This is a genomic window from Streptomyces roseofulvus, from assembly GCF_039534915.1.
In the GTDB taxonomy this organism is placed as follows: Bacteria; Actinomycetota; Actinomycetes; order Streptomycetales; family Streptomycetaceae; genus Streptomyces; species Streptomyces roseofulvus.
Window position 1 is genome coordinate 4,056,824 of sequence record NZ_BAAAWE010000001.1, and the last position, 22,047, is coordinate 4,078,870.

Below are 22,047 nucleotides of genomic sequence, written 5' to 3' on the forward strand. Positions count from 1 at the left end.
GGCCGCGCGTGCCGGTCCCCTATGCGGGGGCCGGCACGTCGGCGTAGCGCTGGATCCAGGCGTGCATGGCGATCGCGGCGGCCGCGCCGGCGTTGATCGACCGGGTGGAGCCGAACTGGGCGATCGAGCAGACCGTCCGCACGTGCCGGCGGGCCTCCTCGGTCAGCCCGGGCCCCTCCTGCCCGAAGAGCAGCACACAGCGGCGGGGCAGCACGGTCCGCTCCAGCGGCACCGAGCCCGGCAGGTTGTCGATGCCGATGATCGGCAGGTCCTCGGCCGCCGCCCAGGCGGTGAGCGCCTCGGTGTCGGGGTGGTGCCGCACGTGCTGGTAGCGGTCGGTGACCATGGCGCCGCGCCGGTTCCAGCGGCGCCGCCCCACGATGTGCACCTCCTTGGCCAGGAAGGCGTTGGCGGTCCGCACCACCGATCCGATGTTGAAGTCGTGGCCCCAGTTCTCCACGGCCACGTGGAAGTCGTGCCGGCGGGTGTCCAGGTCGGCGACGATCGCCTCCCGCGTCCAGTACCGGTACGCGTCCACGACGTTGCGCCGGTCGCCCTCGGCCAGCAGCTCGCGGTCGTAGCGCGGGTCCTCGGGCCACGGCAACGGGTGCGGGCCGACGCCGACCTCCGGGCCGTAGCCCTCGTCGTACTGGAGCGGCTCGGCGCCGGCCGGGACGGGGTTCTCTTCGGTGGTGCTCACCCGACGAGGGTACGGGGGGCGGCCTCGCCGCCCGCCTCCCCGCCGGACGGCCCGTCGGCGGGCTCCCCGGCGGGCCGCTGCGGGGGCAGCTCCTGGGCGGCGGCCTTTCGCCGCAGCAGCCGGTCCCGGCCGCGGGACGCGCGTGCCCCGAGCCAGACCAGGAAGACGGTCGGCAGGAAGACGGCGTCGGCGGCGATCATCGCCATCGAGAAGGCCGGCAGGCCGAGCAGCACCGCGATCCCCGCGTGCTCCAGCATCATCACGACGAGCAGGACGTTCTTCACCTTGCGCTTGAACAGCGTGAAGGGGAAGGCGACCTGCACGATCACGGTGCCGTAGCTGAGCAGCATGACCATGATCCCGCTGGAGGCGAGGAGCTCGGAGAGGGCCGGCCAGGGCGTGAAGTAGTCCAGGTGCAGCGGGTAGAAGAGCGCGGTGCCGTCCTGCCAGCGCGAGCCCTGGATCTTGTACCAGCCGGCGGTGGCGTAGATCAGGCACACCTCGGCCATGAGGACCAGGAGCGTGGCGTTGTGGGCGAGGTTCGCGAGGACGTCCAGCAGGACGCGGGGCTCGCCCGGCGCGTACTGCTCCACCAGCCACCACAGTCCCTGGCCGAGCCAGAGCACCCACAGCAGCACGTACATCCACCACTCGCCGGTGACCGGGCTGAACCAGGTCGCGGCGACCAGGAAGCCGCCGAGGACGACCCAGAGGGCGGGGCCGGCGAGCTCCACCCGCCGGCCGGCCTCCTCGCCCCGGGCGGCCTTCCGGGCCGCCCGCCGCGCGTCCAGGGACCAGACCTGGCCGCAGCGGATCAGCGTGAGGTAGAGCGAGACGAGGTGCACCACGTTGTCGCCGCCGTCCCCGAGGAAGACGGACCGGTTCTGCAGCGACAGCGCGCCGACCATGAAGACCACGGAGACGGCCCGGGTGTGCCAGCCGACGAGCAGCAGCGCGGCGGCCACCACCGCCAGGCCGTAGACCACCTCGAACCAGAGCCGCCCGTCGGACCACATCAGGACCGAGAAGGCCCGGTTGTCGGCGATCAGCCGCTGGGCGAGGTCGAACGACCAGGGGCCGTCGGGGCCGTACATCTCGTGCCGGTGCGGGAACTCCCGCAGCAGGAAGAAGAGCCAGGTCAGCGAGAAGCCGATGCGGACGATCGCGGTCTGGTACGGGCCCAGCGCGCGCGAGGTGACCGTCTGCGCGGCCCGGGCCAGCCTGCGGTCGAAGGGCACGCGCGCCGGAGCCGCGGCCGGGGCGGGTCGGGGGGCGGTCATCGGCTCGTCTCCGTACGGCTGCGGTCGGCGTCGGTGATGTCCCACCAGGGCATCGTGCTGATGGAGGGGGTGGTGGAGCGCTTCTCGGTGCTCCAGTGCGGAGCCTGCACCGGACGGACCACCCGGCGGATCTGCACCCGCTGCACCGTCCCGCCGACGTCCGCGCGCGCCTCGGGGCCCTCGATGCGCGGCAGCACGATACGGCGCATGTACTGCTCCGACAGCCGGCCGCGCATCCCCTTCGGACGGCCCTCGTCGTCGTGCGCGTTGCCGTACCAGTCGATCGCCCGGCGCAGCTGGTTCTGCTGGGTGTGGCTGGGGAAGACGCTGCCCCGGACGTCCTCGACGTCCTGCGCGGTGAGGTCGATCCAGCCGGTGGTCCGGCGGGTGCCCGACGCGTCGGCGACCTCGGCGCGGACCTCGACGGCGACGTTCTGCTGGAGCGGATTGGGGGCGAAGAGCTTCCAGTTCTGCTCGAACTCGGGGTAGATCCAGTCGTCGACGGCCTGACCGTGCTGCTTGGTGATCGTGTTGGACGGCGCCACGTGCAGGAAGACCATGGCCAGGTGCAGGCAGGCGAGGACGGCCAGGGCGGCGAGCGCCACCGCGGCGACCACCTGGTACGGCAGGGACAGCGCCAGGATCCCCGCGGCCGGCCGCCGCTCCCCGCTGCCGTCGATGTGCGCGCTCATCCCACCCCGATCCCGGGCTCCCGACCCGATCCCGTCCCACCGGTGACCCGCTCGTCTGCGCCCCGAACGGAGCAGGCGGTTATCCACAGGGTTGACACCATACGGGCCGCCGACCCACCATTGAAGTCATTCAACCGAACGATCGGTCGGTAGGGGGTCCGATGACCGCAGGGACGGCAGGGACGGCAGTGACCGCGGAAGCGCCCGGCACGGACGCCGCGGACGCGGCGGCACAGGCCGCCCGCGAGGCGGTGTTCGACGCCGCGGTCGCCGCCGACGAGCGCATCGAGCCGCGCGACTGGATGCCGGAGGCCTACCGCGCCTCCCTCGTCCGCCAGATCGCGCAGCACGCCCACTCCGAGATCATCGGCATGCAGCCCGAGGCCAACTGGATCACCCGCGCGCCCTCCCTGCGCCGCAAGGCCATCCTCATGGCCAAGGTGCAGGACGAGGCCGGCCACGGCCTGTACCTCTACAGCGCCGCCGAGACCCTCGGCGTCAGCCGCGACGAGCTCCTCGACAAGCTCCACAGCGGCCGCCAGAAGTACTCGTCGATCTTCAACTACCCCACCCTCACCTGGGCCGACGTCGGCGCCATCGGCTGGCTCGTGGACGGCGCCGCCATCACCAACCAGGTCCCCCTCTGCCGCTGCTCCTACGGCCCGTACGCCCGGGCCATGGTCCGCGTCTGCAAGGAGGAGTCCTTCCACCAGCGCCAGGGGTACGAGGCCCTCCTCGCCCTCTCCCGCGGCACCGAGGCCCAGCACGCCATGGCCCAGGACGCGGTGGACCGCTGGTGGTGGCCGTCCCTCATGATGTTCGGCCCGCCCGACGACGTGTCGACCCACTCCACCCAGGCCATGGCCTGGAAGATCAAGCGCCACTCCAACGACGAACTGCGCCAGCGCTTCGTCGACATCGCCGCCCCGCAGGCGGAGGCCCTCGGCCTCACCCTCCCCGACCCCGACCTGAAGTGGAACGAGGAGCGCGGGCACTACGACTTCGGCCCCATCGACTGGGACGAGTTCTGGGACGTGCTCAAGGGCAACGGCCCCTGCAACGACCAGCGGATCACCAAGCGCCGCCAGGCCCACGAGGACGGCGCCTGGGTCAGAGAGGCCGCCGCGGCCTACGCGCGCAAGCACACCGGACAGCACGGGGAGGCACAGGCATGAGCAGCGACACTTGGCCCCTGTGGGAGGTGTTCGTGCGCTCCCGCCGAGGGCTCTCCCACACCCACGCCGGCAGCCTCCACGCCCCCGACGCGGAGATGGCCCTGCGCAACGCCCGGGACCTCTACACCCGCCGCATGGAAGGCGTCTCCCTCTGGGTCGTGCCCTCCGCCGCCATCACCGCCTCCTCCCCGGACGAGAAGGACCCCTTCTTCGAGCCGGCCGCCGACAAGCCCTACCGGCACCCGACCTTCTACGAGATCCCGGAGGGGGTGAAGCACCTGTGACCACCACCCACACCACCGACCTCGGCGACACCGCCGGCACCCCGGACACGCCCGCCGCGCCCGCCGCGCCCGCCGCGCCCGCCGCCGCCCTGCCCGCCGACCCGGCCGTCACCGCCGCGGCCCTCGCCCTCGGCGACGACGCGCTCATCCTCGCCCAGCGCCTGGGGGAGTGGGCCGGCAGCGCCCCCGTCCTGGAAGAGGAGGTCGCCCTCGCCAACATCGCGCTCGACCTCCTCGGCCAGGCCCGCGTCCTGCTCTCCCTCGCCGGCGACGAGGACGAACTCGCCTTCCTCCGCGAGGAGCGCGCCTTCCGCAACGTCCAGCTGGTCGAGCAGCCCAACGGCGACTTCGCCCACACCATCGCCCGCCAGCTGTACTTCTCCACCTACCAGCGGCTGCTGTACGCGGCGCTGGCCGCCGACGGCGGCCCGCTCGCCGGACTCGCCGCCAAGGCCGTCAAGGAAGTCGCCTACCACCAGGACCACGCCGAACACTGGACCCTCCGCCTCGGCGACGGAACCGAGGAGAGCCACCGCCGCATGCAGACGGCCTGCGACGCCCTCTGGCGCTACACCGGCGAACTCTTCCAGCCCCTCGACGGCCTGGGCCTCGACACCACCGCCCTCGAAGCGGCCTGGCTCGACTCCGTCACCGCCGTCCTCACCCGCGCCGGCCTCACCGTCCCCACCGGCCCCCGCACCGGCGCCTGGCGCGCCGGAGCCGGCCGCCAGGGCCTCCACACCGAACACTTCGGCCGGATGCTCGCCGAGATGCAGCACCTCCACCGCAGCCACCCGGGGGCGACATGGTGACCGCCACCACCACCCCGCTCGAAGCGGAACTGGCCCGGATCGCCGGCGCCGTCCCCGACCCCGAGCTGCCCGTCCTCACCCTCGCCGAACTCGGCGTGCTCCGCGGCGTCCACGTCACCGGCCCAGGCCGCGTCGAGGTCGCCCTCACGCCCACCTACACCGGCTGCCCCGCCGTCGAGACGATGTCCACCGACATCGAGCACGCCCTCCACGAGCACGGCATACCGGAGGTCACCGTCGTCACCGTCCTCGCCCCCGCCTGGACCACCGACGACATCAGCGAGGAAGGCCGCCGCAAACTCTCCGAGTTCGGCATCGCCCCGCCCCGCCCCCAGGGCCCGGCCGGCGGCCCCGTCGCCCTCACCCTGGCCATCCGCTGCCCCCACTGCGGCTCCACCGACACCGAACTCCTCAGCCGCTTCTCCTCCACCGCCTGCAAGGCCCTGCGCCGCTGCGCCTCCTGCCGCGAACCCTTCGACCACTTCAAGGAGCTGTAGATGTTCCATCCGCTCCCGGTGAGCCGGGTCGAGCGGCTCACCGACGACTCCGTGGCCGTCACCTTCGCGGTCCCCGACGCCCTCCACGAGACCTTCCGGCACCGCCCCGGCCAGCACCTCGCCCTGCGCCGCACCGACGAGTCCGGCCAGGAGATCCGCCGCACCTACTCGATCTGCTCCCCCGCCGCCCCGGCCGGCGAGCGGCCCGAACTCCGCGTCGGCATCCGGCTCGTCGACGGCGGCGCCTTCTCCACCTGGGCCCTCAAGGAACTCGCCCCCGGCCACACCGTCGACGTCATGGCCCCCACCGGCCGGTTCGTCCTCGACCCGCGCCCCGGCCACTTCGCCGCCGTCGCCGGCGGCAGCGGCATCACGCCCGTGCTCTCCATGGCCGCCACCCTCCTCGACCGCGAACCCGAGGCCCGGTTCTGCCTGATCCGCAGCGACCGCACCGCCGCCTCCACGATGTTCCTCGACGAGGTCGCCGACCTGAAGGACCGGCACCCCGACCGGTTCCAGCTCGTCACCGTCCTCTCCCGCGAGGAACAGCAGGCCGGCCTCCCCTCCGGCCGCCTCGACGAGGACCGGCTCACCGCCCTCCTGCCGGCCCTCCTCCCGGTCGGCGCCATCGACGGCTGGTTCCTCTGCGGCCCCTACGGCCTCGTCCAGGGTGCCGAGCGGGCCCTGCGCGGCCTCGGCGTCGACCGCGCCCGCGTCCACCAGGAGATCTTCCACGTCGACGACGGCTCGGGCCCCGCGCCCGTCCCCACCGCCGACACCCCCGCCCACGCCACGCTCACGGCCACCCTGCACGGCCGCTCCGGCACCTGGCCCGTGGAACGCGGCGAGAGCCTCCTCGACACCGTCCTGCGCGCCCGCTCCGACGCCCCCTACGCCTGCAAGGGCGGCGTCTGCGGCACCTGCCGCGCCTTCGTCGTCGGCGGCGAGGTCCGCATGGACCGCAACTTCGCCCTCGAACCGGAGGAGACCGACGCCGGGTACGTCCTGGCCTGCCAGTCCCACCCCGCCACCCCCGACGTCGAGCTGGACTTCGACCGCTGACAGCCCTTCCGCCCATTCCCTTCCGCTAGAACCTGTTCTATCTTGACGGCCCGTCAGAAAGTGCTGCCTGACGGGCCGCCGGAACAGCAACGGAAGGACAGGGCCATGGACTTCACGTTCACCGAGGAACAGCAGGCGGCCGCGGAGACGGCCCGTACCGTCTTCGCCGACGTCGCACCCGACGCCGTACCCAGCCCCGCCCTCACCCCCACCGCCGTCGCCGACGACCTCGACCGCCCCCTGTGGCAGCGCCTCGCCGCCACCGACCTCCTCGGACTCCTCGTCGCACCCGAGCACGGCGGCACCGGCCTCGACCCCGTCGCCCTCTGCCTCGTCCTGCGCGCATCCGCCCGCGTCCTGGCCCGCGTCCCCCTCCTGGAGACCACCGCCGTCAGCCACGTCCTCCAGCGGCACGCCCCGGCCGGCACCGCCGCCGCGCTCCTGCCCGAGGTCACCGCCGGACGCCTCGTCCTCACCGCCGCCGCCCACGGCACCACCGGCCACGAACCCGCCGAGCGTGCCGTCAGCGCCCGCCACGACGGCACCCACTGGATCCTCGACGGCACCACCGACCACGTCCCGTGGGCCCACCACGCCGACCTGACCGCCGTCCCCGCCCACACCCCCGACGGGCACACCGTCCTCGCCATGGTCCCCCGCGACCACCCGGGCCTCACCCTCGACGCCCAGTACGGCACCCACGGCGAACGCCTCGCCCGACTACGCCTCGACGGCACCCGCCTCCCCGCCGACCGGGTCCTCGACTCCGCCGACGCCTGGCCCGCCCTCCGCGCCCTGCTCACCACCGGAACCTGCGCGCTCGCCCTCGGCCTCGGCGAGCAGGTCCTCACCATGACGAGCCAGTACGCGGGCAAGCGGGAACAGTTCGGCCACCCGATCGCCACGTTCCAGGCCGTCGCCGTCCAGACCGCCGACCGCTACATCGACCTCCGCGCCATGGAGGCCACCCTGTGGCAGGCCGCCTGGCGCCTCTCCACCGGCGCCGCCGCGGCGCTGCCCGCCGAAGCCGACCTCGCCGTCGCCAAGATCTGGGCCGCGGAAGGCGTCCGCCGGGTCGTCCAGACCGCCCAGCACCTGCACGGCGGCTTCGGCGCCGACACCGACTACCCGCTGCACCGCTACCACGCCTGGGCGAAGTACCTCGAACTCTCCCTCGGCCCGGCAGCCGCCCACGAGGAAACCCTGGGCGACCTCATCGCCACCCACCCCCTCGACTGACCCGCCTCCACGCGGACACGCCGAGGGCACGGCTCAGGCGACGAACCCCGGTCCGCTGTCCGACACCACGGGACGCCCGGCGCCCTCCCAGGCCACCATCCCGCCGTCCACGTTCACCGCGTCGAAGCCCTGCTGCACCAGATACTGCGTGACCTGCGCCGAACGGCCGCCCACCCGGCACATCACATAGGCGCGGCCGTGCTCGGCGAGCTGCTCGGTCACCTCGGCGAACCGCGCCACGAAGTCGCTCATCGGCACGTGCAGCGCACCCTCGACCCGGCCGGCCGCCCACTCGTCGTCCTCCCGCACGTCCAGCACCAGGGCATCGGCGGGCACGGACGCGGCGGGCACCGACGGCAGCGGGGCGAAACTCATGGCACTGACCTTCTCTCGTGTACGGCGGAACCGCCTCGACCTGGGAAAACCTACTGCACCAGCGCGGCCAGCTCGGCCTCACGCTCGGACACCTGACCGCGCAGCTGCTCGGCGATCTCCTCAAGCAGCCGGTCCGGGTCCTCCGGCGCCAGCCGCAGCATCGACCCGATCGCGCTGTCCTCCAGCTCCCGCGCCAGCGCCGACAGCAGATCCTTGCGCTGCGCCAGCCACTCCAGCCGCGCGTACAGCTCCTCACTCTCGCTCAGCCGCTCCTCGGCCGGCACCGGACCGGCCTCCCACTCGCCGGCCAGCTCCCGCAGCAGAGCCTCGTCGCCGCGCGCGTAGGCGGCGTTCACCCGGGTGATGAACTCCTCCCGCCGCTTCCGCTCGTCGTCCTCGCGGGCCAGGTCGGGGTGGGCCTTGCGGGCCAGCTCGCGGTAGAGCCGGCGCACCTCCTCGCTGGGCCGCACCCGCTGCGGCGACTGCACCGGCCGCTCGGTCAGCATCGCGGCCGCCTCGGGGGAGAGCCCGTCGGAGTCGATCCAGTCGTCGAAGAGCACCTCGACCCCCGGCAGCGGCAGCACCGCGGCCCGCGCCTCCCGCGCCAGCCGCAGATCCTCCGGATCCCCGGTCCGCGCCGCCCGCGCCTCCGCGATCGACGCGTCCAGCTCGTCGAGCCGCGCGTACATCGGCCCCAGCTTCTGGTGGTGCAGCCGCGAGAAGTTCTCCACCTCGACCCGGAAGGTCTCGACCGCGATCTCGAACTCGATCAGCGCCTGCTCGGCCACCCGAACAGCCCGCTCCAACCGAGCCTCCGGCCGCTCCTCGCCCCCCGCCGCGCCCCCGTCCGCAGGCTCCGGCTCCGGGTCGGGGCTCGGGCTCGGGTTCGACGCCTGCTGGGGCTCCTGCTGCGGACCCCGGTCCGGCTCCGGCTCCTGGCCCTGACCCGGCTCACGGCCCCGGCCCTGGTGCTCGCCCTGGTCCTCGCTCACGTTCACGCCCGCCCACGTCCTCGTTCCGGCCCGACCCCTCAAGCGTAGGTCCTCACAAGGGGGCCCCTCCCCCCTCCCTCCCCCCTCCCCTCCCCCTCGTTCCCTTCTCAGGACGTCCCCGCTCAGACACCCACCTCGGCCGCCATGCGTCCCGTGCGGATGGCTGTGAGCAGGTCGGCGTGGTCCTCGGTGGTGCGGTCGGCGTAGGTGACCGCGAAGGCGGCGACGGCCTCGTCGAACTCCTCGTTCTTGCCGCAGTAGCCGGCTATCAGGCGCGGGTCGGCGCTGTGGGCGTGGGCCCGGGCGAGGAGCGCGCCGGTCATGCGGCCGTAGTCGTCGACCTGGTCGGCGGTGAGTGCGGCGGGGTCGACGCTGCCCTTGCGGTTGCGGAACTGGCGCACCTGGAAGGGGCGCCCGTCGACGGTGGTCCAGCCGAGCAGGATGTCGCTGACGACCTGCATGCGCTTCTGCCCGAGGACGACGCGGCGGCCTTCGTGGCCGGGGTCGGGGACGGCGAACCCGGCGGCGGGCAGGTGGGGCAGGAGCACCGACGGGCGGGCCTCCTTCACCTGGAGGACGAGCGGTTCGCCGCGGTGGTCGAGGAGCAGGACGACGTAGGAGCGGGTGCCGACGCTGCCGGTGCCGACGACCCGGAAGGCGACGTCGTGGACGGCGTACCGGGCGAGGAGCGGGCGGCGGTCCTCGGAGACGGTCTCCAGGTAGCCGCCGAGGGCGGCGGTGACGGCGGCGGCCTCGGCGTCGGGCACCCGGCGCAGGACGGGAGGCGCGTCGACGAAGCGGCGTCCGCCGCCGTCGGCCTCGGCGACGGTCTCGGTGGAGCGGGCGGCGAACCGGGCGCTGGTGTTGTTGCGGGCCTTGGCGGAGACGCGTTCCAGGGTGCCGAGGAGGTCGCGGGCGTCGGTGTGGGAGACGAGCTCCTCGTCGGGTATCGCGTTCCAGGCGTCGTGGGCGGGGAGCCGGGCGAGGAGGCGCATGGTGCGCCGGTAGGCGCCGACGGTGTCGAAGGCGGCGGCCCGGCAGGTGTCCTCGTCCGCGCCGACCACCCGTCCGGCGAGGACGAGGGAGGTGGCGAGCCGCTTGAGGTCCCATTCCCAGGGGCCGACGACGGTCTCGTCGAAGTCGTTGAGGTCCATCACGAGCCGGCCGCGGGCGTCGCCGTAGAGGCCGAAGTTGGCGGCGTGTGCGTCGCCGCACAGCTGGGCGGCGACGCCGGTGACGGGGGTTCCGACGAGGTCGTGGGCCATGAGGCCGGCGGAGCCGCGCAGGAACGCGAAGGGGTTGGCGGCCATGCGGCCGACGCGGATGGGGGTGAGTTCGGGGACCCGGCCGCGGCTGGACTCCTCGACGGCGCGGACGGCGTCGGGGCGCCCGGCGGGGAGGGTGAGCCGCGCGTGGGAGGAGCGGGGGACGGCGGTCCGCAGCTGCTTCCCGCGCGCCCTGGGGGAGTCCTCCGTGGCGCCGCCGCGCCGTGCGAATCCGGGCACGTGCGGGATGCGCTCCCCGCCTGCTGCTCCCCGCTGTCCTGGCACGACGGCCTGGGTCTCGTCCATGGGCCGACCTCCCCCGATGACTGGTCCGACAGGTTCCGATGACTTCCGGCCTGACGGTACAGCCGCCCTTGATCAGCCGTCTCCCCCTGTGGACAACGGCCTGTGGAAAACCACCGGCCCCCCTGGTCGGACGGCCCGGAGAGCCGACGGCTCAGACGGCTACGGCCTCCTCCATCTCCTCCTCGTCCTCGTCCTCGGCGCGCTTCTCCCCGGCCCGGGCCGCCGCGGTCGACGACGCAGCGGTCGACGACGCAGCGGTCGACGACGCCGCGGTCGACGGCGCCACGGCGGCGGCCACGGCGTTGCGCCGCGCCTCGGAGCGGCCGGCGAGGGTGACGAGGAGGACGCCTGCGAGGAACCAGAGGGCGAGGACGAGGACGTCGCCGCCGAGGCCGTGTCCGTCGAAGTAGACGTGGCCGCGGATGCCTTCGACGAGGCCGGCGCCGTTCCAGAAGGCGTGCAGGGAGCCGAAGAAGCCGGGCTGGAGCTCGGGCCGGTAGATGCCGCCGGAGCTCGTGAAGTTGAGCATGACGAAGAGGACCATCACGCCGAGCGTGGTCCAGCGGCGGAGGTAGGTGTGGAGGCCGACGCCGATGAGGAGGATGCCGGCGGCGTAGAGCCAGGAGAGGGCCCAGACGCCGGCGAGGCCGTGGTCGACGAGGTGGAAGACGGGGCCGGCGAAGAGGGTGCCGATGAGGCTGACGACGAGGGAGGTGCCGGCGGCGAGGAGGGCGCGGATCCGCATGGGGAGGGCGGCTCCGGCGGCTCCGATGACGGCGACGGACGCGTAGGCGCCGATGCTGACGGCGACGAGGAGGAAGAAGACGCCCTGGCCGGTGGGGTCGCCGGAGGCGGTGGGGGCGAGGTCGGTGACCTTGAGGGGGGAGTCCTGGCCGGCGGCGACCGTGGTGAAGACCTTCTCGACGGCCATGGCGCTGGTGTCGGAGGAGGCGGAGGCGACGAGGAGTTCGGGGTGGTCGCCGGGGATGTAGGCGCCGTAGCTGTCCTGCTGCCGGAGGGCGGTGGCGGCGGTGGCCCGGTCGGGGACGGTACGGACGTCGAGGGCGCCGGCGCCCTTGTCCTGGAGGGTCTGGGCGAGGACCTGGGCGGCGGGGCCGGAGCCGACGACGTCGACGCGGAGGTCGTGGGGCTGGGGGGCGTGGAAGGCGCCGAGGTAGGCGAGGCCCATGCCGAGGCACATGAGGAGGGGGGTGAGGAGGTGCCCGAGGACGTGCCGCAGGGCGCCGGCGGTGGGGTGGGGTCCTGTGGACACCGTGACCTCCGTGCTTTGGTTGGCTTTTACAACTAAGGAACCGTTGTACTATACAACTGAAATCCCGCAGGGGGCGAGCTCGGCAAGGGAGCCCACATGTCCGACGCCGCAGACGAGGCGCCGCGCGAGGCGTCCGTGGACGTCATCCAGCGCGAGCTGACGGCCTTCGCGCGCCGGGCCCGCGCCGCCGCGGCCCGGGTCCACCCCGAGCTTCCGCTCGTCTCGTACACGCTCCTCGCCCACATCGAGGATCAGCGCGGCTGCCGCGCCACGGACCTCGCGGCGCACTACCTGCTGGACAAGTCCACGGTCAGCCGCCAGCTGGCGGGCCTGGAGAAGATGGGCCTGGTGGAGCGCCGGCCCGCTCCGGACGACCACCGGGTGCAGGTGCTGCACCCGACCGAGGCCGGTCTCGCGGTGCTCGCCACCGCCCAGACCAACCGTCGCGCCGCCTACCAGGAGCGTCTGAAGGACTGGTCCGGCGAGGACCTGGCCCGGTTCGCCGACTATCTCCTCCGCTACAACGCCGCAGGCTCCGCCGGCCTCCCCGACGCCACCTGAACCCCAGGGCCTGGGCCGGCGCCAGGACCCGGCGCCCAGCCCCTCCCCGCCGCCCCCGGCCCCCCCCTACAGCCCCGCGTCGCGGGCGAGCAGTGCGGCCTGGACGCGGTTCTCGCACTGGAGCTTGGCGAGGATCCGGCTGACGTACGTCTTCACGGTGGCCTCGCTCATGTGCAGCCGGCGGCCCGCGTCGGCGTTGGAGAGTCCCTCGCCGAGGAGCGCGAGGACCTCCCGTTCCTTCTCGCCGAGCCCGGCGACCCGACCGCGGGCCTCTTCGGCGCGCGCGGTCTCGCGGCCGGAGGCGAGCCGTTCGACCACGTGCCGGGTCGCGGCGGGCGAGAGATAGGCGTCGCCGGCGGCCGTGGCCCGTACGGCGCCGATCAGTTCGGCCGGGGCGGTGTCCTTCAGGAGGAAGCCGGCGCTGCCGTGCTCCAGCGCCCGCAGCACGTTCTCGCGCTCGCCGAAGGTGGTCAGGACGATCACCCGCGCCCCCGGTGCGGCCCTGCGCAGCTCGGGGAGGGCGGAGAGCCCGTCGAGGACCGGCATCTGGATGTCGAGCAGCACGACGTCGGCGGCGTGCGCGCGGGCCGCGTCGACGGCCTCGCGGCCGTTCGCGGCCTCGGCGACCACGTGGATGTCCGGATCGGAGTTGAGGATCATCCGGATCCCCGCCCTGATCAGCGGCTCGTCGTCGGCCACCACGACCTTGACGGTCCGACCGGACCGTCCCGTCCGCCCTGACAGCACTGCGCCTCCCCCAACACCTCCGGTACGGGCCGGCCGTGCGCTACGGCCGCACCTCGTACGCCTTCTTCTCGATCAGCTTGCCGTCCTTGAAGCAGAACCGGAAAACGGGCTCCGTGTCGAAGTCGTCGCTCATCTCGGTGGACAGGAAGGTGAGGCAGGCGGCGCCCTTGGGCTCGGGCGGCGCGCCCTCGCCCGCGGTGGCCATGGTCGCGAGGGAGTCGCCGTCGGGCAGCATGGGCCGGACGTCCTTCTCCGCCATGCCGACCTCGATGGACTCGTACTTCGCGGGCTCGACCATCGCGTCCTGGACCGATCCGACGAAGTAGTAGAGGCCGAGGCCGGCGGCGACGACGAGGACGACGAGCGCCGCGAAGGCGATGCCGCAGCCGAGCGCGATCGATCCCCCGGTGCTGCGGGTCTTCCCTCCGTGCAGTGCCATCGCCAACTCCCGTTCCGTGAAACTCCAGTCGGGCTCTCCGACCGGTACGGGACGACCCTTGCCGCCGAAGGGCTTCGTCGACTGCTGCCGGAAGTCGTCGGCCGCATCGACCAAAGGCGCTGCCTCACCGGTCGGAGCGGAGCCGTACGGCAGCATTCCGGCGACCCGGAAGCCTCCGCCGTCGGCGGGCCCGGCGTGGCACATGCCGCCGACGAGACGGGCCCGTTCCTCAAGGCCGGCCAGCCCCTGGCCGCCGCTGACGACGTGCTGCGCGGGCCCGGCGGGCGGCTCCTCGTTGAAGATCTCGACGACGAAGGTGTCGGGCTCGTAGCGCAGTTCGACGCTGATGGCGGCGCCCGGGGCGTACTTGTAGGCGTTGGTGAGCGCTTCCTGCGCCATGCGGTACGCGGCGTGCCCGGCGGCCGGCTCCAGGGGCCGCTCGTCGCCGATCCGCCGGAGCGTGACGGGGGTCCCGGCGGCGCGCGCGGAGTCGACGAGTCCTTCGATGCCGGCGATCCCGCGGGCGGCCCGTCCGCTCTCGTCGCCGGTGCCCACGGGCCCGGTGTCGGGGTCGGCGGCCTCGGTGCCGTCGCGGAGTATGCCGACGACCTCCCGCAGTTCGTGCATGGCGGTCACGGACGCGTTCCGCAGCACGCCGACGACCTCGCGCTGCCGCTCGGTCAGCTCGCGGTCGACCTCCAGCGCGCCGGTGTGGACGGCGATCAGGGCGAGCTGGTGACCGAGGCTGTCGTGCATGTCCTGGGCGATGCGCTGCCGTTCCCGCAGCCGGGCGTTCCGCCCGATCATCGCCCGCTCGCGCACCAGCCGTACGTTGCGCTCCTGGAGCGCGTGCAGGAGCGTGCGGCGCTGGGCCCAGTAGCGGTGGGCGAGGCCGGGGGCGAGGGTGGTGCCCAGGTAGTAGAGGGTCGCCATGAAGGCGACGGTGAGCATCCGCTGATGCTCCCAGGCGACGATCAGGGTGAAGCCGACGTTGAGGACGTAGGCGGCGATGAACGCGTACAGGGCCCGCCCGACGCCGACGATGTGGCCGCCGGCGGACCAGCCGAGGACGAGCAGCAGCGGCCCGAGGCCGGACACGACGGGGCTGAGAGCGGCGGTGACGACGAGCACGGTGGCGGGGAACCGGCGGCGCAGCAGCGCCAGCACGGCCGAGGCGGCGGCGACCGCGGCGAGCTGCCATCCCTCGCCGCCGAGCAGTTCCTCCGTGCCGGCGGCGAGCAGGGCCACGACGGCGGTGAGGGCCGACTCGCCGACCGTCCTGCGCCGTGACCATTCCCCCGCGGGCACGAGCCATCGCCACGCGGCGGCCGCCCTGGCTCCGATCCCGCGCCCGACCGCCGTCGGCGTCGTTCCCCCACTCGTCGCTTCCAAGCTCGTCGCTTCCACGCTCGCACCCTAGGCAGCGCCCGGACCCCGGGGCGTCCCCCTTTCGTCGCGACCCGGAACGACGAAAGGCGCGAGGGGGAGCGAGGGCATAAAGGCGCGGGAGGGGAAGTGGGAAGCGTCACATGCTCCGGACAACGCGGAAGCCCCGTAGGTCTGGGACCTACGGGGCTTCCGTCTGGTGCGCGAGGGGGGAGTTGAACCCCCACGCCCTTGCGGGCACTGGAACCTGAATCCAGCGCGTCTGCCTATTCCGCCACCCGCGCATTGGGTGGTCTCCCGGTCTCTCACCTTTCGGTGGGAGCGCCTGGCGACATCTGAAGATTAGCACGTCGCGGACGGTGGATTCACATCCGTTGTTTCGGCCCCCCGCGAGCAGAACAGAGGAGAGGGAGGGGCGGAGGCGGACGGACGCGCGGGGAGGGGGACGGGCGATGCGGACGGAAGGACGATCGCCCCCTCGCGAAGCTCCGACCGCAGCCCCGGCCGGAGCCCCACCGGTCCCTCCACCGGTCCCTCCACCGGTCCCTCCACCGGTCCACCCACCGACCCACTCGCCGATCCGCCCACCGCCCCCGGCCGGAGTCGCCGCCCGCGCCGCAGGGGAGAAGTACGGAGAAGAAGGAGAGAAGGGACACAGGGGAGAGAGCGGGAGAGAGGGGAGAGACAGGGGAGAAGCGGGAGGTTGCGGCGCCGGCGGCGCCGCGCGACGCGCTCACTCGCGTACGCCGCCCCTCCTGTCGGACAGCCGCGTGCGGGACACTGTCCACAGGCCCCCTCTACGATCCCTGGGGGGAGGGCCTGTGAGAGGTGACACTCGTCCACAGGGCAGAGAAGGGGAACCAGCCGATTTCCCGACGCGTGGATACGATCAGTAAGCAGTACCAGGACGGCAACGACGGAGGAGGTGCCCCATGGGAGTCCTGAAGCGTTTCGAGCAGCGTCTCGAAGGTCTGGTCAACGGCACCTTCGCCAAGGTGTTCAAGTCCGAGGTCCAGCCGGTCGAGATCGCCGGCGCGCTCCAGCGCGAGTGCGACAACAACGCGCAGATCTGGAACCGCGAGCGGACCGTCGTCCCCAATGACTTCATCGTGGAGCTCAGCGCGCCCGACTACGAGCGTCTGAGCCCCTACTCGGGCCAGCTGGGCGACGAGCTCGCCGGCCTGGTCCGCGACTACGCCAAGCAGCAGCGGTACACCTTCATGGGCCCGATCAAGGTCCACCTGGAGAAGGCCGACGACCTCGACACCGGCCTGTACCGGGTGCGCAGCCGTACGCTCGCGTCGAGCACGTCCCAGCCGCAGCCGCACGGCGGCCACCAGCAGCAGCACCAGCCGCAGGGGCAGGGCGGCGGCTACGGGTACCCGCAGGGGCCCCCGGCCGGCGCTCCGCCGATGCCGTCCTCGCCGCCGCCCGGCGGCGCGGGTCACCGCCCGGCCGGCGGCGGCCGTCCCCCGGCGGCCGGCGGCGCCCAGGTGCGCCGCTGGATCGAGATCAACGGCAACCGCCACCAGATCTCCCGCCCGACCCTGGTCCTCGGCCGCAGCACCGACGCGGACGTGAGGATCGACGATCCCGGCGTGTCCCGCCGGCACTGCGAGATCCGGACCGGAACGCCCTCGACGATCCAGGATCTCGGATCCACCAACGGCATCGTGGTGGACGGGCAGCACACCACCCGCGCTACGCTCCGCGACGGCTCGCGGATCGTCGTGGGCAGCACCACCATCGTTTACCGGCAAGCCGAAGGGTGAAGCGGGGGCAATGTCAGAGCTGACCCTGACGGTCATGCGGCTGGGTTTCCTGGCCGTTCTGTGGCTGTTCGTCATCGTGGCCGTGCAGGTCATCCGCAGCGACCTGTTCGGTACGCGGGTGACCCAGCGCGGTTCCCGCCGCCAGGAGGCGCGTCCGCAGCAGGGCGGGCGCCAGCCCGCCGCGCCGCCGCAGCAGCGCGCGCAGCAGCAGCCGGCCGGCGGTGGCCGGTCGCGCCGCGGCGCCCCGACGAAGCTCGTCGTCTCCGAGGGCACCCTCACCGGCACGACCGTGGCCCTCCAGGGGCAGACGATCACCCTGGGCCGGGCGCACGACTCGACGATCGTGCTGGACGACGACTACGCGTCCAGCCGGCACGCCCGGATCTACCCCGACCGGGACGGCCAGTGGATCGTCGAGGACCTCGGGTCCACGAACGGCACGTACCTGGACCGGACCCGCCTCACCACCGCAACGCCGATTCCGCTGGGGGCGCCGATCCGCATCGGCAAGACCGTCATCGAGCTGCGGAAGTAGTACGACAATGAGCGAGCTGACCGGAGCGACCGGAGGGCGGGCAGTGTGGGTCGAGACCGGCTGTACCCCGATGCAGCGGCGACAGGGCAGGTGGGCATGAGTCTCTCCCTGCGATTCGCCGCGGGCTCGCACAAGGGCATGATCCGCGAGGGCAACGAGGACTCCGGCTACGCCGGTCCCCGGCTGCTCGCGATCGCCGACGGCATGGGCGGCCAGGCCGCCGGCGAGGTCGCCTCCTCCGAGGTGATCTCGACGCTCGTCACGCTCGACGACGACATCCCCGGCTCCGACATCCTCACCTCGCTCGGTACGGCGGTGCAGCGCGCCAACGACCAGCTCCGGATGATGGTCGAGGAGGACCCGCAGCTGGAGGGCATGGGCACCACGCTCACCGCCCTGCTGTGGACGGGACAGCGGCTCGGCCTCGTGCACGTCGGCGACTCGCGCGCCTACCTGCTGCGCGACGGCGTCCTCACCCAGATCACCCAGGACCACACCTGGGTCCAGCGGCTCGTCGACGAGGGCCGGATCACCGAGGAAGAGGCCACCACCCACCCCCAGCGCTCGCTCCTCATGCGCGCGCTCGGCAGCGGCGACCACGTCGAGCCCGACCTCTCCATCCGCGAGGTCCGCGCCGGCGACCGGTACCTGATCTGCTCCGACGGCCTGTCCGGCGTGGTGTCCCACCAGACCCTGGAGGACACCCTCGCCAGCTACCAGGGCCCGCAGGAGACCGTGCAGGAGCTGATCCAGCTCGCGCTGCGCGGCGGCGGCCCCGACAACATCACGGTGATCGTCGCCGACGTCCTCGACGTCGACGGCGGCGACACCCTCGCCGGCCACCTCAGCGACACCCCGGTCGTCGTCGGCGCGGTCGCCGAGAACCAGCAGCAGCTGAACGACGGCGGCGCGATGCAGACCCCGGCCGGCCGCGCCTCCGGGCTCGGCCGCCCCGCCCACCACCAGCCCCCCGCCGGCGGCTTCGGCCCGCCCGGCAGCGGCGACGACCACGGCTACGGCTCCATGCCGCCGCACGGCGCCTTCGACGCGTACACGGACGACGACTTCGTCAAGCCGCGGAAGCGGCGCCGGTGGATCGGGCGCACCGTGATCCTCGTCCTCGCCCTCGGCGTCCTCGCCGGCGGTGCGTACGGCGGCTGGCGCTGGACCCAGACCCAGTACTACGTGGGCTCCAACGCCGAGCACGTGGCGCTGTACCGGGGCATCAGCCAGGACCTCGCCTGGGTGAAGCTCTCGGAGGTCGAGAAGGACCACCCCGAGATCGAACTCAAGTACCTCCCCGCCTACCAGCGGAAGCAGGTCGAGGACACCATCGCGGGCGGCAGCCTCGCCAAGGCCCAGACGAAGATCTCCGAGCTGGCGGTCCAGGCCTCGGCCTGCAAGAAGACCGAAGAGCGCCGCGTGGCGAAGGAGAAGGCCGACAAGGAGAAGGCCGCCGAGGCGGCCGAGAAGCCGGCCGACGGCGACAGCGCCGACGCCAAGCCCGAATCCAAGCCCACCACAGCCGCTCCGACCCCGGGTCCCACCCTCACCTCGGAGGAGCAGAAGCTGGCCTCGAACTGCGGCAAGCAGTAAGCACCCGTAGGGGGCCTGTCACCACCATGAGCGTTGTCACCAACACGACCACCATCGGCGCGATCGAGGCGCCGAGCCGCCGCAACACGGAGCTGGCGCTCCTCGGCTTCGCCGTCGCCATCCCGGTGTTCGCGTACCTCAACGTCGGGCTCGCGCTGGACGGCGAAGTCCCGGCCGGCATGCTCGGGTACGGGCTCGGCCTGGCGCTCCTCGCGACCGTCGCCCACCTCGTGGTGCGCAAGTGGGCCCCGTACGCGGACCCGCTGCTGCTGCCGCTGGCGACCCTGCTCAACGGCATGGGCCTGGTGCTGATCTGGCGCCTGGACCAGTCGCCGCGGCTGATCGCGACGTCGATGCGGCTGTACAAGAGCTTCAGCCCCGACGCGCCCGCCCAGATGATGTACTCGGCGATCGGCATCGCGATGCTGGCGGCCGTGCTGCTGCTGCTGAAGGACCACCGGGTCCTCCAGCGCTACACGTACATCTCGATGATGGCGGCGCTCGTCCTCCTGCTGCTCCCCCTGGTGCCCGGGCTCGGTTCCGCCGTCTACGGCGCCAAGATCTGGATCAACGTCGCGGGCTTCTCCATCCAGCCCGGTGAGTTCGCGAAGATCGTCCTCGCCGTGTTCTTCTCCGGCTACCTGATGGTGAAGCGCGACGCGCTGGCCCTGGCCAGCCGCCGCTTCATGGGGCTCTACCTGCCCCGCGGCCGTGACCTCGGTCCGATCCTCACGATCTGGGCGGTCAGCCTCCTCATCCTGATCTTCGAGAACGACCTCGGTACGTCCCTGCTGTTCTTCGGCATGTTCGTGATCATGCTGTACGTCGCGACCGAGCGGACCAGCTGGATCGTCATGGGTCTGCTGATGTCCGTCGCCGGCGCGGTCGGCGTGGCCTCCTTCGCGAGCCACGTCCAGGCCCGTGTCGACGCCTGGGCCGACCCGTTCTCGTGTGCCGAGAAGGTCGCCGCCTGTGACCAGATGACCGAGGTGCTGATGTCCTTCGGCTCCGGCGGCATCCTCGGCACCGGCCTCGGCCAGGGCAACTCGGACCTCATCGGCTTCGCCGCCAACTCCGACTTCATCTTCGCCACCGTCGGCGAGGAGCTCGGTCTCGCCGGCGTCATGGTCTTCCTGCTCCTGTACGGCCTGATCATCGAGCGCGGCATCCGCACCGCCCTCGCCGCCCGCGACCCCTTCGGCAAGCTGCTGGCGATGGGCCTCTCCGGCGCCTTCGCGCTGCAGATCTTCGTCGTCGCCGGCGGTGTGATGGGCCTCATCCCGCTCACCGGTATGACGATGCCGTTCCTCGCGTACGGCGGTTCGTCCGTCATCGCCAACTGGGCCCTGATCGGCATCCTGATCCGGATCAGCGACACCGCGCGCCGCCCCGCGCCCGCCCCCGCCCCGAACCCCGACGCCGAGATGACCCAGGTGGTCCGTCCGTGAACAAGCCGCTGCGCCGGGTCGCGATCTTCTGCGGCCTGCTCGTCCTCGCCCTGCTCCTGCGCGACAACTGGCTCCAGTTCGTCCGCGCCGACGAGCTGAACTCGCACGCGGACAACAAGCGCGTCCAGATCGAGCGGTACGCCACCGAGCGCGGCAACATCATCGTCGACGGCAAGCCGATCACCGGCTCCGTGGACTCGGGCGGCACCTACTACAAGTACAAGCGGACCTATGTGAACGGCCCCATGTGGGCCCCGGTCACCGGGTACGCCTCCCAGGTGTACGACGCCAACTTCATCGAGAAGATCGAGGACGGCATCCTCACCGGCAACGACGACCGGCTCTTCTTCGACCGCACCCTCGCCATGTTCACCGGCGAGAAGAAGAAGGGCGGCGACGTCGTCACCACCCTCAACGGCGCCGCGCAGAAGGCCGCCTTCGAGGGCCTGGGAAAGAACACCGGCGCCGTCGTCGCGATCGAGCCGTCGACCGGCAAGATCCTGGCGATGGCCTCCACCCCCTCGTACGACCCGTCGACCATCGCCGGAAGCAACGACGAGAAGGCCTGGGTCTCCCTCAACGAGTCCAAGGCCAAGCCGATGCAGAACCGCGCGCTGCGCGAGATCTACCCGCCCGGCTCGGTCTTCAAGGTCGTGACCGCGGCCGCCGCCCTGGAGGCCGGCAAGGTCACGGACATCGACGCGGCGACCGAGACGCCCGAGGGCTGGAAGATCCCGCTGTCCACCGTCCCGATGAAGAACCACTCGGGCGGCTGTGCCAACGCCAGCCTCAACGAGGCGCTGCGGATCTCCTGCAACTCGGTCTTCGCCAAGCTCGGTGACGACGTCGGCGTCGAGAAGATGAACGAGATGGCGGAGAAGTTCGGCTTCAACGCCGAGCAGTTCACCCCCGTCCGGTCCGCCGCCTCGGTCTACGACAAGAAGGCCGACCGCGGTGGCAACGCGCTCTCCTCCATCGGCCAGTTCAACACCGCGACCACCCCGCTCCAGATGGCGATGGTCACCGCGGCGATCGCGAACGACGGCAAGCTGATGAAGCCGTACATGATCGACCAGCTGCGGGCGCCGAACCTGGACGTCATCAAGCAGAACGAGCCGGAGCAGCTCAGCCAGCCGGTCTCCCCGGAGAACGCGCAGAAGCTCCAGGCCATGATGGAGAACGTCGTCGCCAAGGGCACCGGCAGCAGGGCCGACCTGAACATGGACGGCGTGAAGGTCGGCGGCAAGACCGGTACCGCGCAGCACGGCGAGAAGAACGCCAAGCGCCCGTACGCGTGGTTCATCTCGTACGCCAAGACCGACCAGGGCTCCCCCGTCGCGGTCGCCGTGATCGTCGAGGACGCCGAGGGCGTCGGCCGTGAGGACATCAGCGGTGGCGGTCTGGCCGCGCCGATCGCGAAGGCGGTCATGAAGGCGGTCCTGAAGAGCCGCGGCTGATCTTGCGAAGGGCCGGTGCCCGCCAGGTACCGGTCAGGTATCAGCTGCCCTCCGCGCGCGGTACGGCTCTTCGGGGCCGGTACCGTATGCGCGGACAGCACACACCGCCGGACCACCCAAGGGTGCGGTCGGGACAGACGGAGAGGGCTGGATC

The 22,047-nt window shown here is 72.5% G+C and carries 21 protein-coding genes and 1 tRNA gene; 12 read left to right on the plus strand and 10 right to left on the minus strand.

Annotated elements, in window-relative coordinates; translation table 11 throughout:
- Positions 1 to 19: 19 nt before the first annotated feature.
- Genes ABFY03_RS18625 through ABFY03_RS18635 form a run of 3 tightly spaced genes read right to left on the minus strand, consistent with a single transcriptional unit; the run spans position 20 to position 2,672 of the window.
- The gene (locus ABFY03_RS18625; RefSeq protein WP_319011491.1) at positions 20 to 700 is read right to left on the minus strand and encodes a TrmH family RNA methyltransferase; all 681 of its coding nucleotides are present in this window, start codon (positions 698 to 700) and stop codon (positions 20 to 22) included.
- Positions 697 to 1,980, minus strand: a complete 1,284-nt coding sequence (locus tag ABFY03_RS18630) for an HTTM domain-containing protein (RefSeq protein WP_319011492.1) — start codon at positions 1,978 to 1,980, stop codon at positions 697 to 699. Before ABFY03_RS18630 ends, ABFY03_RS18625 begins: the two co-directional genes overlap by 4 nt.
- Positions 1,977 to 2,672 (minus strand): DUF5819 family protein, encoded by a 696-nt coding sequence (locus ABFY03_RS18635; RefSeq protein WP_346170411.1) that lies wholly within the window; start codon positions 2,670 to 2,672, stop codon positions 1,977 to 1,979. Before ABFY03_RS18635 ends, ABFY03_RS18630 begins: the two co-directional genes overlap by 4 nt.
- Positions 2,673 to 2,833: 161 nt before the next feature.
- Here ABFY03_RS18635 and paaA point away from each other — a divergent pair, with 161 nt between their 5' ends.
- The 6 genes from paaA (at position 2,834) to ABFY03_RS18665 (ending at position 7,741) form a co-directional block, all read left to right on the plus strand.
- Positions 2,834 to 3,847, plus strand: coding sequence for a 1,2-phenylacetyl-CoA epoxidase subunit PaaA (gene paaA / locus ABFY03_RS18640; RefSeq protein WP_319011494.1), 1,014 nt, complete (start codon positions 2,834 to 2,836; stop codon positions 3,845 to 3,847).
- Complete coding sequence (gene paaB / locus ABFY03_RS18645) at positions 3,844 to 4,131, plus strand: 1,2-phenylacetyl-CoA epoxidase subunit PaaB (RefSeq protein ID WP_030493720.1); 288 nt, start codon at positions 3,844 to 3,846, stop codon at positions 4,129 to 4,131. Before paaA ends, paaB begins: the two co-directional genes overlap by 4 nt.
- A complete protein-coding gene (gene paaC / locus ABFY03_RS18650) occupies positions 4,128 to 4,943 on the plus strand; it encodes a 1,2-phenylacetyl-CoA epoxidase subunit PaaC (protein WP_428838194.1) in 816 nt (271 codons plus the stop codon). Before paaB ends, paaC begins: the two co-directional genes overlap by 4 nt.
- Positions 4,937 to 5,440 (plus strand): 1,2-phenylacetyl-CoA epoxidase subunit PaaD, encoded by a 504-nt coding sequence (paaD, locus tag ABFY03_RS18655; protein WP_319011495.1) that lies wholly within the window; start codon positions 4,937 to 4,939, stop codon positions 5,438 to 5,440. The genes paaC and paaD overlap by 7 nt, the downstream gene beginning before the upstream one ends.
- Positions 5,441 to 6,502 carry a 2Fe-2S iron-sulfur cluster-binding protein gene (locus ABFY03_RS18660; RefSeq protein WP_346170412.1) on the plus strand — a complete coding sequence of 354 codons (1,062 nt, stop codon included), beginning with the start codon at positions 5,441 to 5,443 and terminating at the stop codon, positions 6,500 to 6,502.
- A gap of 105 nt (positions 6,503 to 6,607) precedes the next feature.
- Positions 6,608 to 7,741: an acyl-CoA dehydrogenase family protein gene (locus ABFY03_RS18665; RefSeq protein WP_346170413.1), complete on the plus strand. Its 1,134-nt coding sequence runs from the start codon at positions 6,608 to 6,610 to the stop codon at positions 7,739 to 7,741.
- Positions 7,742 to 7,774: 33 nt separating this feature from the next.
- Here ABFY03_RS18665 and ABFY03_RS18670 read toward each other — a convergent pair whose 3' ends face one another.
- The 4 genes from ABFY03_RS18670 to ABFY03_RS18685 form a co-directional block, all read right to left on the minus strand.
- Complete coding sequence (locus ABFY03_RS18670) at positions 7,775 to 8,116, minus strand: rhodanese-like domain-containing protein (protein ID WP_319011498.1); 342 nt, start codon at positions 8,114 to 8,116, stop codon at positions 7,775 to 7,777.
- 50 nt (positions 8,117 to 8,166) lie between these two features.
- Positions 8,167 to 8,922 (minus strand): J domain-containing protein, encoded by a 756-nt coding sequence (locus ABFY03_RS18675; protein ID WP_319011751.1) that lies wholly within the window; start codon positions 8,920 to 8,922, stop codon positions 8,167 to 8,169.
- Positions 8,923 to 9,230: 308 nt separating this feature from the next.
- The gene (locus ABFY03_RS18680; protein WP_319011499.1) at positions 9,231 to 10,679 is read right to left on the minus strand and encodes a DUF2252 domain-containing protein; all 1,449 of its coding nucleotides are present in this window, start codon (positions 10,677 to 10,679) and stop codon (positions 9,231 to 9,233) included.
- Positions 10,680 to 10,830: 151 nt separating this feature from the next.
- Positions 10,831 to 11,952: an ABC-2 transporter permease gene (locus ABFY03_RS18685; RefSeq protein WP_346170414.1), complete on the minus strand. Its 1,122-nt coding sequence runs from the start codon at positions 11,950 to 11,952 to the stop codon at positions 10,831 to 10,833.
- A 96-nt stretch (positions 11,953 to 12,048) separates the two neighbouring features.
- Between ABFY03_RS18685 and ABFY03_RS18690 the strand changes: the two genes are divergently transcribed.
- Positions 12,049 to 12,513: a MarR family winged helix-turn-helix transcriptional regulator gene (locus ABFY03_RS18690; RefSeq protein ID WP_319011501.1), complete on the plus strand. Its 465-nt coding sequence runs from the start codon at positions 12,049 to 12,051 to the stop codon at positions 12,511 to 12,513.
- A gap of 66 nt (positions 12,514 to 12,579) precedes the next feature.
- On the opposite strand, the gene ABFY03_RS18695 is transcribed toward ABFY03_RS18690, so the two are convergent.
- The 3 genes from ABFY03_RS18695 to ABFY03_RS18705 form a co-directional block, all read right to left on the minus strand.
- On the minus strand, positions 12,580 to 13,215 hold the full coding sequence (locus tag ABFY03_RS18695; protein ID WP_319011502.1) for a response regulator transcription factor: 636 nt from the start codon (positions 13,213 to 13,215) through the stop codon (positions 12,580 to 12,582).
- 85 nt (positions 13,216 to 13,300) lie between these two features.
- Entirely contained in the window at positions 13,301 to 15,106 is a 1,806-nt protein-coding gene (locus ABFY03_RS18700) for a sensor histidine kinase (RefSeq protein WP_346170415.1), read from the minus strand.
- A 176-nt stretch (positions 15,107 to 15,282) separates the two neighbouring features.
- Positions 15,283 to 15,369: transfer RNA gene (locus ABFY03_RS18705), tRNA-Leu, on the minus strand.
- A gap of 648 nt (positions 15,370 to 16,017) precedes the next feature.
- Between ABFY03_RS18705 and ABFY03_RS18710 the strand changes: the two genes are divergently transcribed.
- The 5 genes from ABFY03_RS18710 to ABFY03_RS18730 all read left to right on the plus strand — a co-directional run bounded on the left by ABFY03_RS18710 (position 16,018) and on the right by ABFY03_RS18730 (position 21,893).
- Positions 16,018 to 16,857 (plus strand): FHA domain-containing protein, encoded by an 840-nt coding sequence (locus tag ABFY03_RS18710; protein ID WP_319011504.1) that lies wholly within the window; start codon positions 16,018 to 16,020, stop codon positions 16,855 to 16,857.
- Positions 16,858 to 16,867: 10 nt separating this feature from the next.
- A complete protein-coding gene (locus ABFY03_RS18715; protein WP_031003043.1) occupies positions 16,868 to 17,392 on the plus strand; it encodes an FHA domain-containing protein FhaB/FipA in 525 nt (174 codons plus the stop codon).
- 96 nt (positions 17,393 to 17,488) lie between these two features.
- On the plus strand, positions 17,489 to 18,988 hold the full coding sequence (locus ABFY03_RS18720) for a Stp1/IreP family PP2C-type Ser/Thr phosphatase (protein ID WP_319011506.1): 1,500 nt from the start codon (positions 17,489 to 17,491) through the stop codon (positions 18,986 to 18,988).
- A 26-nt stretch (positions 18,989 to 19,014) separates the two neighbouring features.
- Positions 19,015 to 20,436: an FtsW/RodA/SpoVE family cell cycle protein gene (locus ABFY03_RS18725; RefSeq protein ID WP_319011507.1), complete on the plus strand. Its 1,422-nt coding sequence runs from the start codon at positions 19,015 to 19,017 to the stop codon at positions 20,434 to 20,436.
- Complete coding sequence (locus ABFY03_RS18730; protein ID WP_319011508.1) at positions 20,433 to 21,893, plus strand: peptidoglycan D,D-transpeptidase FtsI family protein; 1,461 nt, start codon at positions 20,433 to 20,435, stop codon at positions 21,891 to 21,893. The genes ABFY03_RS18725 and ABFY03_RS18730 overlap by 4 nt, the downstream gene beginning before the upstream one ends.
- Positions 21,894 to 22,047 lie beyond the last annotated feature (154 nt).